A 19471-nucleotide genomic window follows, 5' to 3' on the forward strand; every position below is an offset into this window, starting at 1 on the left:
GATATGAGTACCGAAACATTAGAAAAAGCTAAATCTGCAATTCCTGTCAGAGGATTTCTGGATATAAAAGATATTGCTATTCCTCAGGGAGAAGAACTGGTAAAAGCCATTCTTAAACTTAAAGAGGAAAAGAATGCTGTTATTCTTGCCCATTATTACCAGCCTGGAGAAATTCAGGATATTGCTGATTTCCTGGGTGATTCTCTACAGCTTGCAAGACAGGCAAAAGATACGAATGCTAATATGATTGTATTCTGCGGAGTACATTTCATGGCAGAAGCCGCTAAAATCCTGAACCCAACTAAAAAAGTAGTTCTTCCTGATACCATGGCCGGATGCTCTCTGGCAGACGGTTGTTCCGGAGAAGGATTAAGAAAAATGCGTGAACAGCACCCGAATGCTTTAATTGCCACTTACATCAATTGTAACGCAGAAACTAAAGCTGAAAGTGACATCATTGTAACAAGTTCAAATGCCGAAACAGTAATTGAAGCTCTTCCGAAAGACAGACCCATCATCTTTGCACCGGATAAAAACCTTGGAAGATATTTATCTAAGAAAACGGGACGTGATATGATCCTTTGGGACGGAAGCTGTGTAGTACACGAAGCATTTTCAATGGAAAGAATTGCTCAACAGTTAGCAGACAATCCGGATGCTAAACTCATTGCACATCCTGAAAGTGAAGAAGCTGTTTTGAAGCTGGCTCACTTTATTGGTTCCACTTCTGCCCTGCTGAACTATGTAGAACAAGATGACTGTCAGAAATTCATCATTGCTACAGAAGAAGGGATTCTTCACGAAATGAGAAAACGTGCTCCTCATAAGGAACTGATTCCTGCATTGGTTTTTGATGAAAGCTGTAACTGCTCAGAATGTTTTTACATGAAACGCAATACAATGGAAAAATTGTATTTATGTATGAAGTATGAACTTCCGGAGATTCTTATCGACGAAGAATTAAGATTAAAGGCATTGAAACCTATTGAAGCAATGCTCGATCTTTCGAAAAGCATAAAATAATTTTTTTGTTATTCAATATTTATTATATTTAGCATTCAAACTAATAATAAATATGAAAAATCTAAAAAAATTAGACAGAAGAAGTCTTAAAAATGTAAACGGAGGCAGTTATACTTGTAGCTTAAACTGCGAAATACATGAAACCTGTGGTTTAGGATGCAATGGAGAATTAATCTGCGTACCAAGAGGAATGTACATTCCAGATAACTGTTAAAAAAAATAAAGCACTGTTTTCACAGTGCTTTTATATTTTAGTCTGCAGTAATTGCAACAAAACAATCTGCACTTACAACTACGCACATTCTGCAATTCTCAGATAATGTCCAATATGCCTCACACGAAGGATCACTGGATGAACCTGGTCCAAAAACCAGATGAGTAGGACAGCCATCACATCTTGATACACCAGCACCCTTCATCTGTTCCAAATCTCTTCTGTTCAGTTTCTTTAAATTTTTCATAAAGCCAAATTATCTTTTAAGAAACTCCTCCGTCCACACATTCCATACTTACCAGAACACACATCTTGCAATAATCCGGAAGTCCCTGATAAGCAGAACATGGGTACTGATATTCAGGACCATCTCCGAAAGTAGCATGTTGCGGGCATCCTGCACATCTTGACGGACCTGCTGCTCCATTTAATTTTTCAAGTTCTTTTCTGTTTAATTTCTTTAAATTTTTCATAGTAGTTTTAATTAAATTTTGATTTTTAAGTAGATTATTTTCCTGAATCTGATTTCAACCTATTTTTATAAATGAGGATCAAAACATTCAAAGCTCACAAGAACTCTTCCTTTACAACATTCCGGTAAAGCATGGTAATCAGCACATGATCTTGGTTGACCAGGTCCGTAAGGTCCGGCAGGGCAGTTTTCAAAACAGTTATTCACGTCTCCTCCATTCATTGATTTCAGATGTTGGCGATTTAATTTCTTTAAATTTTTCATGGTTATTTCGTTATTATTTAACATTCTAAATGTAACATTTTTAATCAATTACACCAAATATATCTCATAAAAAGGAAATATATTTTATTATGTTAAAAACTTGGCTGTTTCAAAATAATTTGTACATTTGTCCTGTTACAATGAATTTATTAAGAAACATATCTGATATTTCTGCCCTGAAATCACCTATTTCAGGCATATCTTCTGTTTCTACATTCACAACTACAACAATTACCCCATAACGGGGTAGATTTTCACATATTATTTCCGGTACCCGTACTCTTTTTTTAAAGAGTAATCACTTGTATTTACCCAACTTCAAAAAAATAATTGATGAAAGTTTTAAAATTCGGCGGAACATCAGTCGCCCATTCTCTGAATATCTTACTGGTAGAAAAAATCATTAAAAGAGAGTCTTTAAAAAGCAAAATTGTTGTTATTGTATCAGCCCTTCAAGGTGTTACAGACCAACTGATCAAAGCCGCAGAATATGCTTCCGTAAAAGATGAAAATTATATTCAGATTGTCAAGAACCTTGAGGAAAAACATATCAATCTGGTTAAAGAACTTTTTCCTATTGCAGAACAAAGCTCATGGTTAAGCTTTGTAAAAAAACATTTTAATGATATCGAAGACCTCTGCAACGGGATTGCTGTACTTGGTGAGCTTACCGACAGAATAAAAGATAAAATTGCTTCTTACGGAGAATTTTTGTCCTCAAAAGTCATTGCTGCCAGGCTTCAGCAAGAAAAGTTAGACTGCATGTGGATGAATGCTGCAGAGCTGATCAAAACAGACAGTAATTTCACCCATGCAAAAGTAGATTTCGAATGTACTGAAAAAAATATCCTCAATTTTCTGAATGAAAATCAGAATAACATCCTTGTAGGTCCTGGTTTTATAGCTCATGACGAAAAAAATAATGCAACAACATTAGGAAGAGGAGGTTCAGATTATACCGCTTCTATAATTGCGGCTGCCATTGATGCAGAAGAACTTCAGATCTGGACAGATGTAAGTGGAATGATGACTGCCGATCCTCGTCTTGCTTCCAATGCTAAACCTATTTCAGAAATCTCTTACCATGAAGCAATGGAACTGTCTCATTTCGGGGCAAAAGTGCTTTATCCACCTTCCATTCAGCCTGTGATGGTAAAAAATATAAATCTGATGATCAAAAATACTTTTGATCCGGATGCACAGGGAACTTTAATCTCTCATCAACTGAAATCTTCAGAAGATGAAAAACAGATTGCCGTAGGTATTTCCAATATGAACAGTATTGCCCTGCTTACATTGGAAGGAAGCGGTATGGTAGGAATTCCTGGTATTTCTTCAAAACTTTTCCAATGTTTAAGCCATGAAAAAATTAATGTAATTCTTATTACACAAGGATCTTCAGAACATTCTATCACTATTGCTATTGAAGAAAAAGAAGCGTTACGTGCCGAACATGCAATCAATTCTTCTTTTGCCGATGATATCAACCTGAAAAGAGTCTATGCGGTAAATATTGAAACAGGGCTTTCCATTGTCGCTCTGGTAGGAGAAAGTATGAAAAGCAGAAGTGGTGTGAGTGCAAAAATGTTCGGATGCCTCGGAAATAACGGAATCAATATAAGAGCTATTGCTCAGGGGTCTTCAGAAAGAAATATCAGCATTGTTATTTCAGAAAAAGACAGTAAAAAAGCAGTGAACGTCCTTCATGAAGAATTTTTTGAGTCTGAAATAAAACAGATCCATCTTTATATCTGTGGTACAGGGAATGTAGGATCTAAGCTGATTCAACAGATCTATGACCAAAATGATTATTTAAAAGAAAATTTTTTAATTAATCTGAGAATTGCAGGAATTTCCAACAGTCGTCATATGATATTTTCAGATCAGGGAATGTCAAAGGAAAATTATCTTATCTGGAGCCAGCAAGGTGAAAAAGCCTCTCCGAGGGATTTTGCTAATGAAATTATCCGCAGAAACCTTAGAAATTCTGTTTTCGTTGATGTTACCGCAAGTTCAGACATTCCTGAAGTGTATGAAAGCTTATTAAAAAGAAGTGTAAATATTGTGGCTTGTAATAAAATTGCGGCCTCTTCAGATTATAAAAAATATAAAACGTTAAAAGATACAGCAAGAAATCATAACTGTAATTTTTATTTTGAAACCAATGTAGGAGCAGGGCTTCCGGTAATAGGAACAATCAATGACCTCATCAAAAGTGGAGACCAAATCCAATCTATTCAGGCTGTATTGAGTGGAACATTGAATTTTGTATTTAATGAATATGATGGCAGCAGAACATTTTCTGAAGTAGTAGCACAGGCTCAGAAAGAAGGCTACACAGAGCCGGATCCAAGGCTTGACCTGTCCGGAACAGATGTAGCAAGAAAAATTTTAATTCTGGCAAGAGAGGCAGGATATCCGCTTCAGTTTGATGCCATTGAAAACACAGGTTTTCTACCTGAAGAATGTATGCAGGGAAGCGTTGACAGTTTTTACGAAAAACTTACAGCGCATGAAGAACATTTTAAAAACTTGCTAAACAAAGCAAAAGACAAAGGCAAAATATTAAAATACGTTGCAAAATTTGAAGATGGAAAAGCAAAAGTCGGGTTACAGCATATTGCTCCGGATAGTGATCTGTTTCACCTTTATGGCAAAGACAATATTGTCATTTTTAAAACCCTCAGATATTCCGAACAACCTTTAGTGGTAAAAGGAGCTGGTGCCGGAGCTGATGTGACAGCAAGTGGAGTTTTTGCAGATATTATCCGCTCTATTTAAAAATATATTTATGAAAAAAATAAAATTAAAAGTACCCGCTACTGTTGCCAATCTGGTTTGCGGATTTGATATTTTAGGAATGGCCGTCCATGATCCTTATGATGAAATGGAATTCAGATTATTGGAAACCCCTGAAATTATTATAAAACATATTGATGCCTTCGGACTTCCTGAAGAGCCTTCCGGAAATGTCGCGGGTATTGTCCTGTTAAAAATTCAGGAATATTTTAATCTGAAAAACGGTTTTGAAGTCATTATCCGTAAACATATAAAGCCTGGAAGCGGGCTCGGCTCCAGTGCGGCAAGTGCCGCCGGAGCCGCCTTCGGAGCCAATGTATTATTAGGAAACAAACTTTCAAAAGAGGAAATGATTTATTTTGCCATGTTTGGAGAGGAGCTGGCTTCAGGAGTACGCCATGCGGATAATATCGCTCCATGCATCTATGGTGGAATAACGCTGGTAAAATCAACTCATCCTATAGATATTGTTTCCCTGAACAGCCCTGATTTATTTGTAACCGCTGTACATCCGCAAGTGGAAGTTAAAACTTCAGATGCAAGACAGATTTTAAAGAAAAATATCACATTAAAAAGTGCTGTTGAACAATGGGGAAATATTGCAGGGCTTGTAGCAGGAATTCAGAAAAATGATTTCCCTTTGATTGGCCGGAGTCTTAATGATGTTATCATAGAACCTATCCGCAGTATTCTGATTCCGAAATTTGACGAAATCAAAGCAAAAAGTCTGCAATTAGGCGCATTGGGAGGTGGAATTTCAGGTTCAGGGCCATCCATTTTTATGTTGTCTGAACAAAAAGAAACTGCAGAAAAAATTGCCGAGATGATGAAATCAGTCTATACTGAAATTGAAATAGAAAGCTTTGTATACGTTTCAAAAATAAATCCGTCAGGCATACAAATCGTTGAAGAAGTTTAATTACAAAAAACAGAAATGAAATATTATAATTTAAAAGACCATCTGGAAAACATTGACTTCAGAGGAGCAACAATAAAAGGTCAGGGAAAAGAAAAAGGATTGTTTTTCCCTGAAACCATACCTCAGTTTACTGAAGAATTTATTAAAAACCTTCATCAGTATTCCAATGAAGAAATTGCTTATCAATGCATGAGAGATTTTGTGGGCGATGAAATTCCTTCAGAAGTATTAAAGGAGATTGTTGCAGAAACCGTCAGTTTTGATATTCCTTTGGTAAAAATCAATGAACAGATATCTATACTGGAATTGTTTCATGGGCCTACTCTTGCATTTAAAGATGTGGGAGCAAGATTCATGAGCCGTTGTCTGTCTTATTTTCTTAAAGACCAGCAGAAAAAAGTTACCGTTCTTGTAGCTACTTCAGGAGATACCGGCGGTGCTGTTGCTCATGGATTTTATAAAATTCCACAAATCAATGTAGTAATTCTCTATCCTAAAAACAGGGTAAGTCCGGTTCAGGAAAAGCAATTGACTGCATTAGGAGAGAATATTTCAGCATTAGAAGTAGATGGCAGCTTTGATGACTGTCAAAATCTTGTAAAACAAGCTTTTTCAGATGAAGAAATCAACAGTCAATTATTTCTGACCTCTGCCAATTCTATCAACGTTGCAAGATGGCTTCCTCAACAGATTTATTATTTAATAGCATTGAAACAATGGATTCAGCATCATAAGGAACAACCGGTCATCTGTGTTCCAAGTGGTAATTTTGGAAATATCTGCGCCGGACTGCTTGCTCATTTAAGAGGGCTGCCTGCCAGTCATTTTATTGCTGCCTGTAATGCCAATCACGTAGTTCCTGATTATTTTATCACTCAGAATTACCTGCCACAAAAAGCAGTTGCTACCTTATCCAATGCTATGGATGTTGGAAATCCAAGCAATTTTGTAAGAATCATTGAACTTTTCGGGCATCAGTTTGAAACTTTAAAAAATAAAATATCAGCTTATTCTATTGATGATGATAAAACGATGAGCACTATAACAGAAGTCTATGAGAAATACGGATATATTCTGGAACCTCACAGTGCTGTTGCTTTTGCCGCAATGGAACAGTATCTGCAGGAAAATCCTGATCAAAAAGGATGTATTCTGGGAACCGCACATCCTGTAAAATTCCCTGATGCTGTGGAAAAAGCAATTCATACTCAGATTGAAATTCCGGAATCTTTAAATGAGCTGATGAAAAAGGAGAAAAAAACTGTAGAAATAAATTCAGATTTTGAAGAATTAAGACGATTTTTGCTTCATAAAATCTGAAGCAATGAGCAAAATATATCTTGAAGATGTACGAATATATGCGTACCATGGTGTACTTCCTGAAGAAAATATTATCGGGACCTACTATATTCTGAATGCAGAACTTCATACCGATCTGTGGAAAGCAGCAGAATCTGATGATTTGCATGACACTATCAGTTATGCAGATATCAACGATATTCTCCACCAGGAAATGAAAATAAAATCCAAATTACTGGAACATGTAGCAGGAAGAATCATCACAAAAATTCATGACAGCTTTCCACAGGTTGATTATATTAAATTAAAAATCACCAAAACAGCTCCACCAATGCAGGGAGAAATGAAAGGTGCAAGCATAGAGCTTGAAAAGAGCTTTAAGCCGGAAAATTAAATTGCTTATTTTCGTTTCATTAAAAAACATACAAATTGAAATTCGTTAAAATATTATTTTTAGCTGCAGGGATCAGTGCTTTCGGTCAGACGGGTGTTGAAAATCAGCTGGCAGCATACACTTTTCCAAAGATAAAGTCCAGTATTACAATGCCTGTGACGATTCCTCTTTCGGAACTGAGCAATATGATCAATGCTTCTGTGAAAGATCTGGTTTATCAGGATGATTCCTATACTGATAATAACAATGACCAATTTAAAGTGAAAGTATGGAAAACAAGACCTATCCGTCTTGTAGGAGGAACCAGTCAGAACCTTCTGATTGAAGTTCCTTTAAAAATATGGGCAGAAAAAGGGATCGGTACTTTGGGAGTATATACGTATCAGAATACCACTTTTGAAACAGTAATGTCTTTCAATACAACCGTTACTTTTAAAAATAACTGGACCATTATTACGAATACCCAGCCTAATGGTTTCAGATGGGTAACCAAGCCGGTACTGGATTATGGAAGAATCCAGATTCCTATTACCTCTATTGTTGAAAAAAGTCTAAAGGAACAACAGGAAAAATTCTGTAAAACGATAGATCAGCAAATGGCAACACAACTAAATTTCCAGCAATATGCTTTAATGGCATGGAATACTTTTCTGCAGCCCTTTAATATTTCAGAAGAATATAATACCTGGCTTAAAGTAAGCCCTGTAGGAGTTAATATTACCCCTTTAAAGTTTTATGGAAACCAGATCAATGCAACCCTTGGTGTTGATATATTTTCTGAAACTTTTACAGGAAATAAACCTACAGCTTCTTCACCAGTGACCAGTGTTGCCAATTTTAACACTACTCCTACTGTTGCAGACAAATTCATTTTGCAGACTACGGCCAATATTCCATTTACAGAAGCAAGTAATATGGCAAGAAAAACCTTTCTGAATAAAGAATTTGATGTACGTGATTCTAAAGTAAAAATAACGGATATCAGAGTCTATGGGGTTGATAACAGAGTGGTCATTGAAGCTCAAACCGATGGCTATATCAAAGGAACTTCCATTATTTCAGGAATTCCGATATACGATGAAACAAAAAGAAAAATTGTTTTATCAGAAACGAAATTTAAACTGAAAACAACCAATATCCTGCAAAAAACGGCTTCACTCCTATTCCAGGGAAAAATTGTAAAAATGATTGAAGAGGAGTATGGAATTCCCACCCAGGAACTGGAAGAAACCTCAAGAAAAAGTATCGAAGAGGCCTTCAATAAAGAATACTATAAAGGGTTAAAAATGAACGGAAAAGTATTCAACCTGAAGCCCAGTAAAATACTACTCAGCAATACAGGTATCACAGCCGTTATTGATACCAATGCTTCACTAAAATTATTGGTAAACGGATTCTAAAACCTAAATAAAACTAAAAAACTAATAACCGAACCATGAAAAGAATTCTAAATATTGTTGAATACAATAAAGCCTCGTCAGGGATTAGGCTTGCCAATTATTTTCTCGATTTTATAATGCTATCTGTTATTAATTATTTCCTCTCTACGGTTTCTAACCTTATTTATGAGGCCACTTCAATTGAGTTTTTCTACTTATATAGTAATGGAAATATAGTATGGCAGCTCCTGATTGGAAATTTCAATTATTGCCTTTATTATTTTTTGATGGAAAACTATTTAGGAGGTAGAACCGTTGCAAAATATATTACAGGAACCAAAGTAATCAGTACAGATGGCACAAAACCTACTACCCAGCAAATGATGTACAGAAGTCTTTCCAGAATTGTTCCTTTCGATGGGCTTTCATTTCTGGGTGTAAACGGATGGCATGACAGCTGGAGTGATACGAGAGTAATTAATGTTAAAAATTATTACGCTGAAATTCAAGCAAAAAGCGAAATAGAAGACCTTGGAAAGAAAGAATTTGCTTAAAAACTTTTGTTCATAAAGAAATTTCGCTATATTTGCACACCTCAAAAATGGTAAAAATGGTACTTTGGCCGAGCGGCTAGGCAGTGGTCTGCAACACCATCTACAGCGGTTCGAATCCGCTAGGTACCTCAGAAAAAACCTCTAAGTTATTTAGAGGTTTTTTTGTTTTTTGTCTCATTATTTTTTATATCCCATTCTCTTTTTTATCAATCCTATTACTCATGAAAAAAAACATAATCTTCTTCATCATTTCATTTGTATTTGCATTGTTGAATGGATATTTTTTAAATTACATAAATGATGTCTATTTTCATTTTGACGTACATCAGAATACCCCCATCAATATTTCGAAAGATGAACTCAACTTTATTGCCATATTCATCGCGCCTTTTCTGGAAACTTTTTTATTTCAGTATCTCCCCTATTTGATTTTAAGCAAATGGATAAAAATCAATAATAAAGCAATTTGTATAATCATGATGAGTATTATTTTCGCATCCATGCATTATTATAATGGGTTATATATTGTTATGACATTTTTTGGAGGTATTATTTTAAATAATCTTTATGTTTATTACCATCAGCACACCCATAAATACAGTTTTTTTCTAACAGCACTCTTCCACTTGCTATTTAATCTTTATGGTTTCTTATTCATAATGTGATTGTTCCATTTTTAATGATATAAAAAAGCCCTTCCCATTCAAAGAAGAGCTTGATAAATAATGTAAAAAAGTAATGATGGATAGAAAATTATCTCGTTCAAAAATAGAGGATTAATCCAACATACTTTTATGAGCAGCGTCATATGGGAATAAAAAAATCCCCGGAAATTCCGAGGATAAAAACTAATAACCATGAAAACTCAAATTAAACATGAGTTACATTTCTATATTGAAAAATCGTGCCAAGAATAACAATTTTAAGAAAAAAAGTTAATTTCTTTCTATGACACCATTTTGACCAATTCAGCATTTTAAATCGATTTTAATGATACTTTAAAAAGCACTTCATAATTATCTATAATAAGTTCAGATAAATCTAACGCTCCGGCAAAAGTATTAAAAAAAAAATAATTTATATTTTAATAAAATAAAATTTACATTCAGGACATAAATTTTTTTTAAAATACTGATCAGCCACAAAAATGAAAATTCACTAACAAATTGACACACTTTGTTCTGTAATTGCATCCATCTATTAACATTTAAAACCATTATGGCACAAAAAAATTTTTAATAAAAAATTTCATGACACTAAAGGAAAAATATCATTTAGAATTTACAGGATGATAACAGCAATTTCTTTCATATATAAAAAGCCCCCAGAAATGGAGGCCTCAAAAAACACAAATGATGAAAAAAAATTTTATATCAGAGATAAAAATTATTTTATCTTTTAATTCTTAGTCAAAGATATACCAGTCTTTTTTTTTATTTTATGAGTATAATCATAAAATTATTATTTCTTTTAAATACAGGATTTTCGGACTGTCAGCTTTATTTCTCAAAAAAAGACAATAATAAAAACCCTTTACGTTTATTTTTGTCATAATTCCAGGTAAATAACGCATTGCTTCTATTTTGACCAATGCATCTAAAAAATATTTTGCCCTTACAATTGGCAGAATATAAGAAAAAAAAACTAGATGTATAATGATTGAGGTTATGTTTTTCACATATATTATTTTATAATTTTGCCTCATTAATTCAAAGTGACGTGATAAATTTCTCTATACTTATAGCCAACTATAATAATGGAAATTATTTCAAGGAGTGCTATGATTCATTAATCAATCAAACCTATGAAAACTGGGAAGCGATTATTATTGATGATGCCTCTACAGATAATTCGGTTGAAATCATACAGTCTCTGATAAAAGATGATTCCCGTTTTAAACTTTATCATCATTCAGTTAATGAAGGCTGTGGATCTACCAAGGCCAAATGTATGAAATATGCTCAGGGTGATTTATGTGCTTATCTGGATCCGGATGATGCTCTTTATCCGGAAGCATTAGAAAAAGTAGCGCTGGAATTTATGAACAGAGATGATCTGGCCGCCGTATATTCTCAAATGATGATCTGTAATGAAAATCTAGTTCCGGAAAAAGTATATGCGGGTACGAAGCAGATTTATAACAATCGATATTTTTTCAACTGTCCCATTCAGTTTGCCCATCTTTTTATCTTTAAAAGAAAAGTTTATTTAAGAACTGCAGGAATTAATGCAACCCTGAAGAATGCAGTAGATCAGGATCTTTATCTGAAAATACTGGAACAGGGAGAAGTAAAATACCTCAAGGAACCTTTGTATCTCTACAGGCTTCACTCCAATGGAATTTCTCAAGATAAAGCAAAACAAAGTGCAAAAGAATCATTTGCAAGAGTGATCCATGATACCATGAAAAGACGGGGAATCAAAACAATTAATCATAAAGTGGTTCCCGAAATTTTCACCAGTTCAAATGAAATTTTTGAACTTCTGAATTACCAGACCAACAAAATGCACCGTCTGATCAGCAAAATAAAAGTTACTTTAGATAATATATAAACAAAAAAAGCTACTCAAAGTGAGTAGCTTTTTTAATAAAATATGGAATGAAAATGTTTCTCATAAAAGTATAGGTTTTTGAACAAGTATTCTATGCGCAAAATCATAAAACCATCAAAAAAGAAACGGCCTCCTTGCGGAGGCCTAAAAAACACAAATGATGAAAAAAATCTATTTAGAAAAATCCAAACAGAATATTGTGGAATCATTCAGCATGACCATTACATTACATTTTCTAAGCAGAAAAATATAATACAATATCGGAACAGAAGAATGAATACTTTCTATAAGAATCAAACTGCACCCTGAAGATAAATCAAAATATAATTTACATTATTAAAATGTTTAGACGATTCACATTTAATGTAAAATCAATTAAACCAAACAAAAAACTATGTATAATTATTTTAATTATTAAAAATCTTCAACACTGGAATGGGTAAATTTAGCTAAATATTTGTTTGCTCACAAGGCTTATTCCTCCCAAATGATCGGAATATATACTGTAATATACCCCTCAGAATCCACCTGTGCATCAGAAACAGTGGCAACTACCGTTCCGTATCCTACCCAGCCTCCCTGGCCCTGCATTGCAGAAAAGGTATAGGTTCCTGCAGGAAGTCCCTCATAATACTGGGGAACAGACTGAAATCCACCACCATAATAAGTATCATACACTTCTCCTGTAGCCATATTTTCAGCAAGAAAACTTCCTACATCATAATTTCCCGAAAGAATTTTTGTTCCATTTTTTGAAAGAAGACCATAACGAATCTTATAAGTCTGAGTTGTTGGGGTTTTATCAGTTATTTCTGAACAGCCTTTATGGGTCTCTGTTATTTCCTTAGAGGCAAACGATGTTGTGACAGTCAGCAGTCCAATAAATGCTGATACTGTAAAGATTGATTTTTTCATATTAAAAAGTAATTTGGTATTCAAAAATACTCAACTTATATGAATTTAATAAAAACTATCAATGAATTAAAATTTACAAATACACCTTAAACCCCGCATTAATAATATAAAATCTATCATCAATCAAAATTATTTCCCTTTTTCATTCTCAATTTTAACACTCGTTAACTAAAATTTGGCTTCATAATTGAAAATAAAACTAAAATTAAAGTCGTTTTGGCTTTATCTTATTAAAATTTGAATTATGAGAAAGATAGTATTAGCAGGTTTTTTGTCTGTTTTTTTAATGACAGCCTGCAAGAAAGATGACAGCGTTGCTGAAAAATCACTGGAAGTACAGAAACTTGAATTTCAGGCCAGACAACTTGAAATAGAAAAGCAAAAACTGGCTATTGAGAAAGAAAAGCTGGTATATGAAGCTCAGAAAAAAGCAGATAGTATATCAGAAAGTAAAAAAGCAAAAGCTACTGCTGAAAATAATTCAAAACCACAGGTGATCAGAGAAACACGAACAGTATATAGAGACAGAAGCTCCAATTCCAATTCTGGAGGAAGCAGCAACGGAAGTTATGCCAACAATGGAAGTGGTACTTCCCAGGGAACTACTCAGAAAAAAGGATGGAGTAAAGCTGCGAAAGGAACAGTTATTGGTACTGTAGGTGGAGCTGCTGCCGGAGCCCTTATCGCTAAGAAAAACAGAGGACTGGGAGCGGTAATTGGTGGTGTTGTAGGAGGTGCTACAGGATATACCATTGGTAGATCACAGGATAGAAAAGACGGAAGGGTACAACCTCGTTAATAAATATTTTTAATGATAGAATATAAAGATTGCTTACTTTTAAGCAATCTTTTTTTATGGTATTGATTCTGTTTTCTTCTATTTTCATCATTCCCGTCCTGATGGGTTGGGGAAAAATCATGGAAAATATATGGGGAATTTTATTTCAGGGAATCACAGGAAAAATCTTATCAGGGATCCTTGGAATAAGTCTGATATGGACAATTGTTTCCTTTTTTACACCATTAAATATTAATGTAGAAGTACCTTCCATCCTATTGGGACTATTCTTTTTCTTTAAAAATAAACTCTACCAGGAATTTCATCAATTTTCAAAAAAAGATTTTACAGTATTAAGTGTCATTTCTCTGACGATTATCTTTGCTGGTTCCTTTTACCCTTATATATTAGATCATTTCGGATATTATATTCCCACATTGAAATGGCTTACCGAATATGGGCTGATAAAGGGGATTTCCAATGTAGACCTCACCTTAGGGCAAATGTCTCTCTGGCATATTTTTCAGGCTGGATTTTCAAATTTTTCCGATCCGTTTTTAAGGATCAACACGGTTCTCCTGATTATCTATACATTTTATATTATTGAAAGAAAAAACTGGATACATCTTTGTTTCCTTCCGGTATTACTGCTGTTTTCACAATCTCCAAGCCCTGACCTTCCGGTTATAGTTTTCTCATTGATTATTTTAAATGAACTTATTGCCGGAAATAAGAATACCATTATCCTTTTTGCCTTTTCAATTTTTGTTTTTGCTATAAAACCTACCATGATATGGCTGCCTATCCTGGTTTTCTTAGTCTCTCTTTTTATTTTTAAAAGTAACTTTAAACAACTTCTTTTGGGAGTGGCAATTCTCTTTTTATTTTTCGTTAAAAATATCTGGACATTCGGATATCCTGTTTTTCCTATAGCAATAGGAGATCTGGGACTATCCTGGAAACCCAATCCGGAAGTTTTAAAAACTTCTTCACAATTTGCAGTCATGAAGACCTATGACATGCAGTACACCTATGAGGAAATTCAAAAATTTTCAACGGCTGATTATATTAGGAATTGGTTTTCTCTTGTAGGAATCAAATCCAAAATTAATATTCTGTTTGTGCTGAGCTTAATCATTTTTTCTGTATTTGCCTGGATAAAAAAGAAAAAACTCATCACGCTGATCTGCATTTCATTATTAATAAAAAGCATATTAATTCTTGCTTTTTCAGCTCAATACAGATTTTTTATCGATGTTTTTTTCGTGATATTCTTTGTAATGTTTCATGAATATTTTGACAAAAAAAAATCCATTGTTGTTTTTTCTGCTCTCAGCCTATTTTTCATTTCAATATTGTCTTTTCCGAGAGTTATTCAAAAATATATTCCAAGTTTTCGGGTGGGGAGTTTTATGAACGGATTAAAAAAAGAGCAGATTCTCAAACCTTCAACCTATGAATATCAGCAGTTTGACACATTTAAAGTAGGAAATCTTCAATTTAATGTTTCCCATAATTATCCTTATAGTTTTGAGACTCCAATTCCGGCTGTGACTCCTTTCTATATTGTTGATGACGTGAAAGCAGATATTTTTCCACAGCTTTTGGACAAAAATGATATCAAAAAAGGATTTATCTGGAAAAAAATGACGTCAGAAGAAAAAAAGGAAGCCCAAAAGGTTATCAATAATATCAAAAACACTGATAAATAGAACAAATCCAGAAACTTTATTATCTGAAGAAAAAAAGGTAATTTTGTATCATGTTCAACACATTAGGTAATCTTCTTAGTCTTACAACATTTGGAGAAAGTCACGGAGTGGCTTATGGCGGTATCATCAATAATTTTCCGGCAGGTTTAGCGGTAGATCTCGATAAAGTTCAATATGAATTGAACCGAAGAAAACCCGGCCAGTCAGCAATCGTTACACAAAGAAAAGAAAGTGACACAGTAAAGTTTCTTTCGGGAATCTTTGATGGGAAAACAACAGGTACGCCAATTGGTTTTATCATTGAAAACGAAAATCAGAAATCAAAAGATTATGACCATATTGCAGGTGCATATCGTCCAAGTCATGCTGATTTCACCTATGACCAGAAATTTGGTTTCAGAGATCATCGCGGAGGAGGAAAATCTTCTGCCAGAGAAACAATGAACTGGGTAGTAGCCGGCGCACTTGCCAAGCAACTTTTACCCAACATTGAGATCAATGCTTATGTATCTTCCGTAGGTGATATTTTCTGTGAAAAACCTTATCAGGCTTTAGATTTTTCTCAAACAGAAAGCAATGATGTTCGTTGTCCTGATGCTGAAACTGCTGAAAAGATGATTTCAAGAATCAAAGAAATCAAAAAAGAGGGTAACACTATCGGAGGAACGATCACTTGTGTGATTAAAAATGTTCCTGTAGGAATTGGTGAACCTATATTTTCCAAACTTCAGGCTGAGCTTGCAAAAGCAATGCTGAATATCAATGCCTGCAAAGGTTTTGAATACGGAAGCGGTTTCTGTGGAGCTAAAATGACTGGAAAAGAGCACAATGATGCTTTCAATACAGATTTCACTACAAAATCTAACCTTTCCGGAGGTATCCAGGGTGGAATTTCCAATGGAATGGACATCTATTTCCGCGTAGCATTCAAACCTGTAGCAACTATTCTGAGACCTCAGGACAGTATCGATAAAGACGGAAACCCAGTAATCGTAGAAGGAAAAGGACGTCACGATCCTTGTGTAGTTCCGAGAGCGGTTCCTGTAGTGGAAAGTCTTGCTGCATTTGTGCTGGCAGACCTATTTTTGGTCAACAAAACAAGAAATATCAATAATTTTTAACATAAATAGCTTTAGTAATGAAAAATTACTGGGATAAAGGAATTTCTTTTGAAGAGTATCTTCAGATTGCAAAAGAAAGATTAGAGAACCCTGCTAACCAACAGGAAGCTGACTATAAACAATATTATGAGCTGGGTCTTCAGAGAATGGACAGAACGGTGAAGAAATACGTTCCGGACGAAGGTCAGCTGCAAGAACTTGCTGCCAAAAATTTTGACGGAAAGATTTTAATCATTTCTGAAGCATGGTGCGGAGATGCAAGTGCAACAGTGCCTGCTCTTTTCAGATTTTTTGAAGGACATAATGAGGTAAGAGTTTTCCTGAGAGACAGTGATAAAAGTTTGATTAATCAGTTTCTAACCAATGGTACAGAATCTATTCCTAAAGTCATTATCCTTGATAAAGATTTCAAGGTGAAAAATTCTTGGGGCCCACGTCCCAAATATGGATATGAGCTGCTGATGAAGTATAAAGCTGATCCTGAAGCATACCCAAAAGATACATTCTATAATGATCTGCAGATTTATTATGCTAAAAACAGAGGGAAAGATGCTGTTCAGGAAATTTTGGATCTTCTATAAAAAAGAGATATGAAAAAAAATGTCATTTATCTTGTAATCATCGTTATCATCGGTGTCGTTGCTTTTGTTCCGGGAATTAGAAATTTCCTAAAGGATACATTCTTTCCGGTAGCCACCATCGAAAACGCTGTCCATATCAGTGAAGAGGATTATGATGTAGAACTTAAAGGAATCAATGCACCCAGCACCAATCTTAAAAACTTTAAGGACAAAGGTGTTTTCCTGAACTTCTGGGGAACATGGTGCCCACCTTGCAGAAAAGAATGGCCTTCCATTCAGAAATTGTATGACACCAGAAAAGATCATGTAGATTTTGTACTGATTGCCATGAATGATAAAGAGGAAGATGTAAGAAAGTTTTTGAAAGAAAATAACTATACCGTTCCTGTCTATATTGCTCAAAGTCCTATTTCTGAGAAAATTCTTCCCAAGGTATTTCCTACCACTTTCCTACTGGATAAACACGGAAGAATCCTTATTAAAGAGGATGCTACAAAAGACTGGAACACAGAGACTGTGCATCAGTTCATTGACAATATTATCAAATAATATTTTAACTAAATTTTATAATTTGTTGGTACAGGATTTGCGAATTTTATAGCATTGAAAAATTTATTAATCCAAACACAAAATGAAATATTCAAAATTAAATCTTGCAAAAGAAGCCATCAATCATAAGGGCTTTATCAAAAAGATCCCTGATATTTTCAGAATGGTCAGAATGTGGAGAAAAGGAATTTATCCCATGAAATCCATAGACATTATTCTTCCTTTACTGGGAATTTTATATGTACTCTCTCCTATTGACCTTCTTCCTGAATTTGTGATACCGGTACTTGGAGTCATGGATGATCTGGCAGTATTGTCACTGACTATTCCTAAGCTCATCAAAGAGGTTGACAAGTTTTTATTATGGGAAGCTCATCAAAAATACAGTGGTGCCCAAGTCATTGATGCTGAAATCGTAAAATAATAGTTTATTATATTTTTCACACCATCCTGGTTAATCCGGGGTGGTTTTTTATTTACAAATGAACGATAAATTTTTAAGCCTTATTTCAATTCCTTAAATTTGCAATATCTAATAAAAAATAATGGAAAGTAAAAAAGAATTCTTCTTAGAGTGCTACAAACTAGGAATCATTAAATTCGGAAGGTTTACCCTGAAAAGTGGTATCGAAAGTCCTTTTTATGTAGACTTGAGACCTTTGGCTTCAGATCCTAAAATTTTAAAAAATCTGGCTAATTATTTATTGGAAATGCTTCCATTAGATAATTTTGATTTAATCTGTGGAGTTCCTTATGCTGCACTTCCAATGGCTACTGCAATGTCTTTGGAAAGCTATATTCCATTAATTATTAAAAGAAAAGAAGCGAAAAGCTACGGAACAAAAAAACTGATTGAAGGAATTTACCAGAAAGGGCAAAACTGTCTTTTGGTAGAAGATGTGATCACTTCAGGAAAGTCTTTATTAGAAACTATTCCTGAAATAGAACAGGAGGATCTTAAAGTTTCGGATATCGTTGTGGTACTGGACAGAGAGCAGGGAGGAAAACAATTACTGGAAAGCAAAGGATTTAGAGTACACACTCTTTTCAATATTTCTGAAGTATGCGGTATTCTTCAGGAAACGGGTGAATTGTCTGATGAAGAGGTAAAAAGAATCCAGGACTTCCTTCAGGGAAATCACATTCAGTTCGAAGAAGAAACAAGATCTTCTTATGAGCAGAAACTTCAGGTTACCCAACATTCTGTTTCAAAAAAATTACTGGAAACAGCTTTAGCAAAAAAATCAAACCTTATTGCTTCTGCTGATGTTACTACCACTCAGGAGTTATTGGAGCTGGCTGAAAAAGTAGGTCCGCATATTGTTGCTTTAAAAACGCATATCGATATTATTTCTGATTTCGAATATGAAAAAACAATCACTCCTCTAAAAGCTATTGCTGCAAAGCACCAGTTCTTATTGATGGAAGACAGAAAATTTGCTGATATTGGAAATACACAGGAACTTCAGTTTACCAGTGGAGTTTTCAAAATTACAAATTGGGCCGATTTCGTAACATCTCAGGTAATCGGAGGTTTTGAATCCTTAGACTGCTTCAGCAATGTAGGGGTAGTAGCTATTGTTGGAATGTCTTCCAAAGGAACCTTAACAACTGCAAGCTATCGCGAAGAAGCTTTAAAAGTAGCATTATCACATCCTAATGTTATTGGTGGTGTATCTCAGAATAAAATTCCGGAAGAACTTTTATTATTCACTCCAGGGGTAAACCTTGCAGATTCAGGAGATGGTAAAGGACAGCAGTACAACACACCAGAACATGTTTTCAAGACACTGCATACAGATTTTATTATCGTAGGAAGAGGAATCTATAAATCCAACGATCCTGAAGCGTCTGCAATTACTTATAAAACAGAAGGATGGAATGCCTATATTAATTCTTTGGAAAAAAAAGCAATTCAGGGTTAAAATCCTATAAAGTATATACA

Annotated in this window: 21 protein-coding genes and 1 tRNA gene; 18 read left to right on the forward strand and 4 right to left on the reverse strand. The window is 34.6% G+C overall.

Annotated elements, in window-relative coordinates; genetic code table 11:
* Positions 1–3 precede the first annotated feature (3 nt).
* Both nadA and CQ022_RS23335 read left to right on the forward strand, forming a co-directional pair.
* Entirely contained in the window at positions 4–1023 is a 1020-nt protein-coding gene (gene nadA, locus CQ022_RS10955) for a quinolinate synthase NadA (protein WP_105681424.1), read from the forward strand.
* Positions 1024–1075: 52 nt separating this feature from the next.
* Positions 1076–1237, forward strand: a complete 162-nt coding sequence (locus CQ022_RS23335) for a bacteriocin-like protein (protein ID WP_410492622.1) — start codon at positions 1076–1078, stop codon at positions 1235–1237.
* A gap of 37 nt (positions 1238–1274) precedes the next feature.
* Here the strand turns inward: CQ022_RS23335 and CQ022_RS10960 are convergent, their stop codons facing one another.
* From CQ022_RS10960 to CQ022_RS10970, 3 genes are all read right to left on the reverse strand, one after another.
* A complete protein-coding gene (locus tag CQ022_RS10960; protein ID WP_105681425.1) occupies positions 1275–1484 on the reverse strand; it encodes a hypothetical protein in 210 nt (69 codons plus the stop codon).
* A gap of 16 nt (positions 1485–1500) precedes the next feature.
* Entirely contained in the window at positions 1501–1710 is a 210-nt protein-coding gene (locus CQ022_RS10965) for a bacteriocin-like protein (protein WP_105681426.1), read from the reverse strand.
* 65 nt (positions 1711–1775) lie between these two features.
* A complete protein-coding gene (locus CQ022_RS10970) occupies positions 1776–1973 on the reverse strand; it encodes a bacteriocin-like protein (protein ID WP_123864421.1) in 198 nt (65 codons plus the stop codon).
* Between the two features lie 333 nt (positions 1974–2306).
* Between CQ022_RS10970 and thrA the strand changes: the two genes are divergently transcribed.
* The 9 genes from thrA to CQ022_RS11020 all read left to right on the forward strand — a co-directional run bounded on the left by thrA (position 2307) and on the right by CQ022_RS11020 (position 11870).
* Positions 2307–4754, forward strand: coding sequence for a bifunctional aspartate kinase/homoserine dehydrogenase I (thrA, locus tag CQ022_RS10975; protein WP_105681428.1), 2448 nt, complete (start codon positions 2307–2309; stop codon positions 4752–4754).
* Positions 4755–4764: 10 nt separating this feature from the next.
* Complete coding sequence (locus CQ022_RS10980) at positions 4765–5691, forward strand: homoserine kinase (RefSeq protein WP_105681429.1); 927 nt, start codon at positions 4765–4767, stop codon at positions 5689–5691.
* 15 nt (positions 5692–5706) lie between these two features.
* Complete coding sequence (gene thrC / locus CQ022_RS10985) at positions 5707–7011, forward strand: threonine synthase (protein WP_105681430.1); 1305 nt, start codon at positions 5707–5709, stop codon at positions 7009–7011.
* A 4-nt stretch (positions 7012–7015) separates the two neighbouring features.
* Positions 7016–7384: a dihydroneopterin aldolase gene (gene folB, locus CQ022_RS10990; RefSeq protein ID WP_105681431.1), complete on the forward strand. Its 369-nt coding sequence runs from the start codon at positions 7016–7018 to the stop codon at positions 7382–7384.
* 35 nt (positions 7385–7419) lie between these two features.
* Positions 7420–8784 carry a DUF4403 family protein gene (locus CQ022_RS10995; protein WP_105681432.1) on the forward strand — a complete coding sequence of 455 codons (1365 nt, stop codon included), beginning with the start codon at positions 7420–7422 and terminating at the stop codon, positions 8782–8784.
* Positions 8785–8819: 35 nt separating this feature from the next.
* Positions 8820–9317: an RDD family protein gene (locus tag CQ022_RS11000; RefSeq protein ID WP_105681433.1), complete on the forward strand. Its 498-nt coding sequence runs from the start codon at positions 8820–8822 to the stop codon at positions 9315–9317.
* A 58-nt stretch (positions 9318–9375) separates the two neighbouring features.
* Positions 9376–9446, forward strand: a tRNA-Cys gene (locus CQ022_RS11005).
* A gap of 92 nt (positions 9447–9538) precedes the next feature.
* Complete coding sequence (locus CQ022_RS23340) at positions 9539–9982, forward strand: CPBP family intramembrane glutamic endopeptidase (protein ID WP_105681434.1); 444 nt, start codon at positions 9539–9541, stop codon at positions 9980–9982.
* 1054 nt (positions 9983–11036) lie between these two features.
* On the forward strand, positions 11037–11870 hold the full coding sequence (locus CQ022_RS11020) for a glycosyltransferase family 2 protein (protein WP_105681436.1): 834 nt from the start codon (positions 11037–11039) through the stop codon (positions 11868–11870).
* 474 nt (positions 11871–12344) lie between these two features.
* Here the strand turns inward: CQ022_RS11020 and CQ022_RS11030 are convergent, their stop codons facing one another.
* On the reverse strand, positions 12345–12785 hold the full coding sequence (locus CQ022_RS11030; RefSeq protein ID WP_105681438.1) for a hypothetical protein: 441 nt from the start codon (positions 12783–12785) through the stop codon (positions 12345–12347).
* A gap of 244 nt (positions 12786–13029) precedes the next feature.
* Between CQ022_RS11030 and CQ022_RS11035 the strand changes: the two genes are divergently transcribed.
* From CQ022_RS11035 to pyrF, 7 genes are all read left to right on the forward strand, one after another.
* Entirely contained in the window at positions 13030–13584 is a 555-nt protein-coding gene (locus CQ022_RS11035) for a YMGG-like glycine zipper-containing protein (RefSeq protein ID WP_105681439.1), read from the forward strand.
* Positions 13585–13703: 119 nt separating this feature from the next.
* The gene (locus CQ022_RS11040; RefSeq protein WP_228421530.1) at positions 13704–15275 is read left to right on the forward strand and encodes an LIC_10190 family membrane protein; all 1572 of its coding nucleotides are present in this window, start codon (positions 13704–13706) and stop codon (positions 15273–15275) included.
* A 50-nt stretch (positions 15276–15325) separates the two neighbouring features.
* Positions 15326–16396, forward strand: a complete 1071-nt coding sequence (aroC, locus tag CQ022_RS11045) for a chorismate synthase (RefSeq protein ID WP_105681440.1) — start codon at positions 15326–15328, stop codon at positions 16394–16396.
* Between the two features lie 17 nt (positions 16397–16413).
* Positions 16414–16977 carry a thioredoxin family protein gene (locus CQ022_RS11050; protein WP_105681441.1) on the forward strand — a complete coding sequence of 188 codons (564 nt, stop codon included), beginning with the start codon at positions 16414–16416 and terminating at the stop codon, positions 16975–16977.
* Positions 16978–16986: 9 nt separating this feature from the next.
* Positions 16987–17526 (forward strand): TlpA family protein disulfide reductase, encoded by a 540-nt coding sequence (locus CQ022_RS11055; protein ID WP_105681442.1) that lies wholly within the window; start codon positions 16987–16989, stop codon positions 17524–17526.
* A gap of 82 nt (positions 17527–17608) precedes the next feature.
* The gene (locus CQ022_RS11060; RefSeq protein ID WP_105681443.1) at positions 17609–17950 is read left to right on the forward strand and encodes a YkvA family protein; all 342 of its coding nucleotides are present in this window, start codon (positions 17609–17611) and stop codon (positions 17948–17950) included.
* A 121-nt stretch (positions 17951–18071) separates the two neighbouring features.
* The gene (gene pyrF, locus CQ022_RS11065; RefSeq protein WP_105681444.1) at positions 18072–19451 is read left to right on the forward strand and encodes an orotidine-5'-phosphate decarboxylase; all 1380 of its coding nucleotides are present in this window, start codon (positions 18072–18074) and stop codon (positions 19449–19451) included.
* The last annotated feature ends 20 nt before the right edge of the window (positions 19452–19471 follow it).

Origin of the sequence: Chryseobacterium culicis (genome assembly GCF_002979755.1) — a bacterium.
In the GTDB taxonomy this organism is placed as follows: Bacteria; Bacteroidota; Bacteroidia; order Flavobacteriales; family Weeksellaceae; genus Chryseobacterium; species Chryseobacterium culicis_A.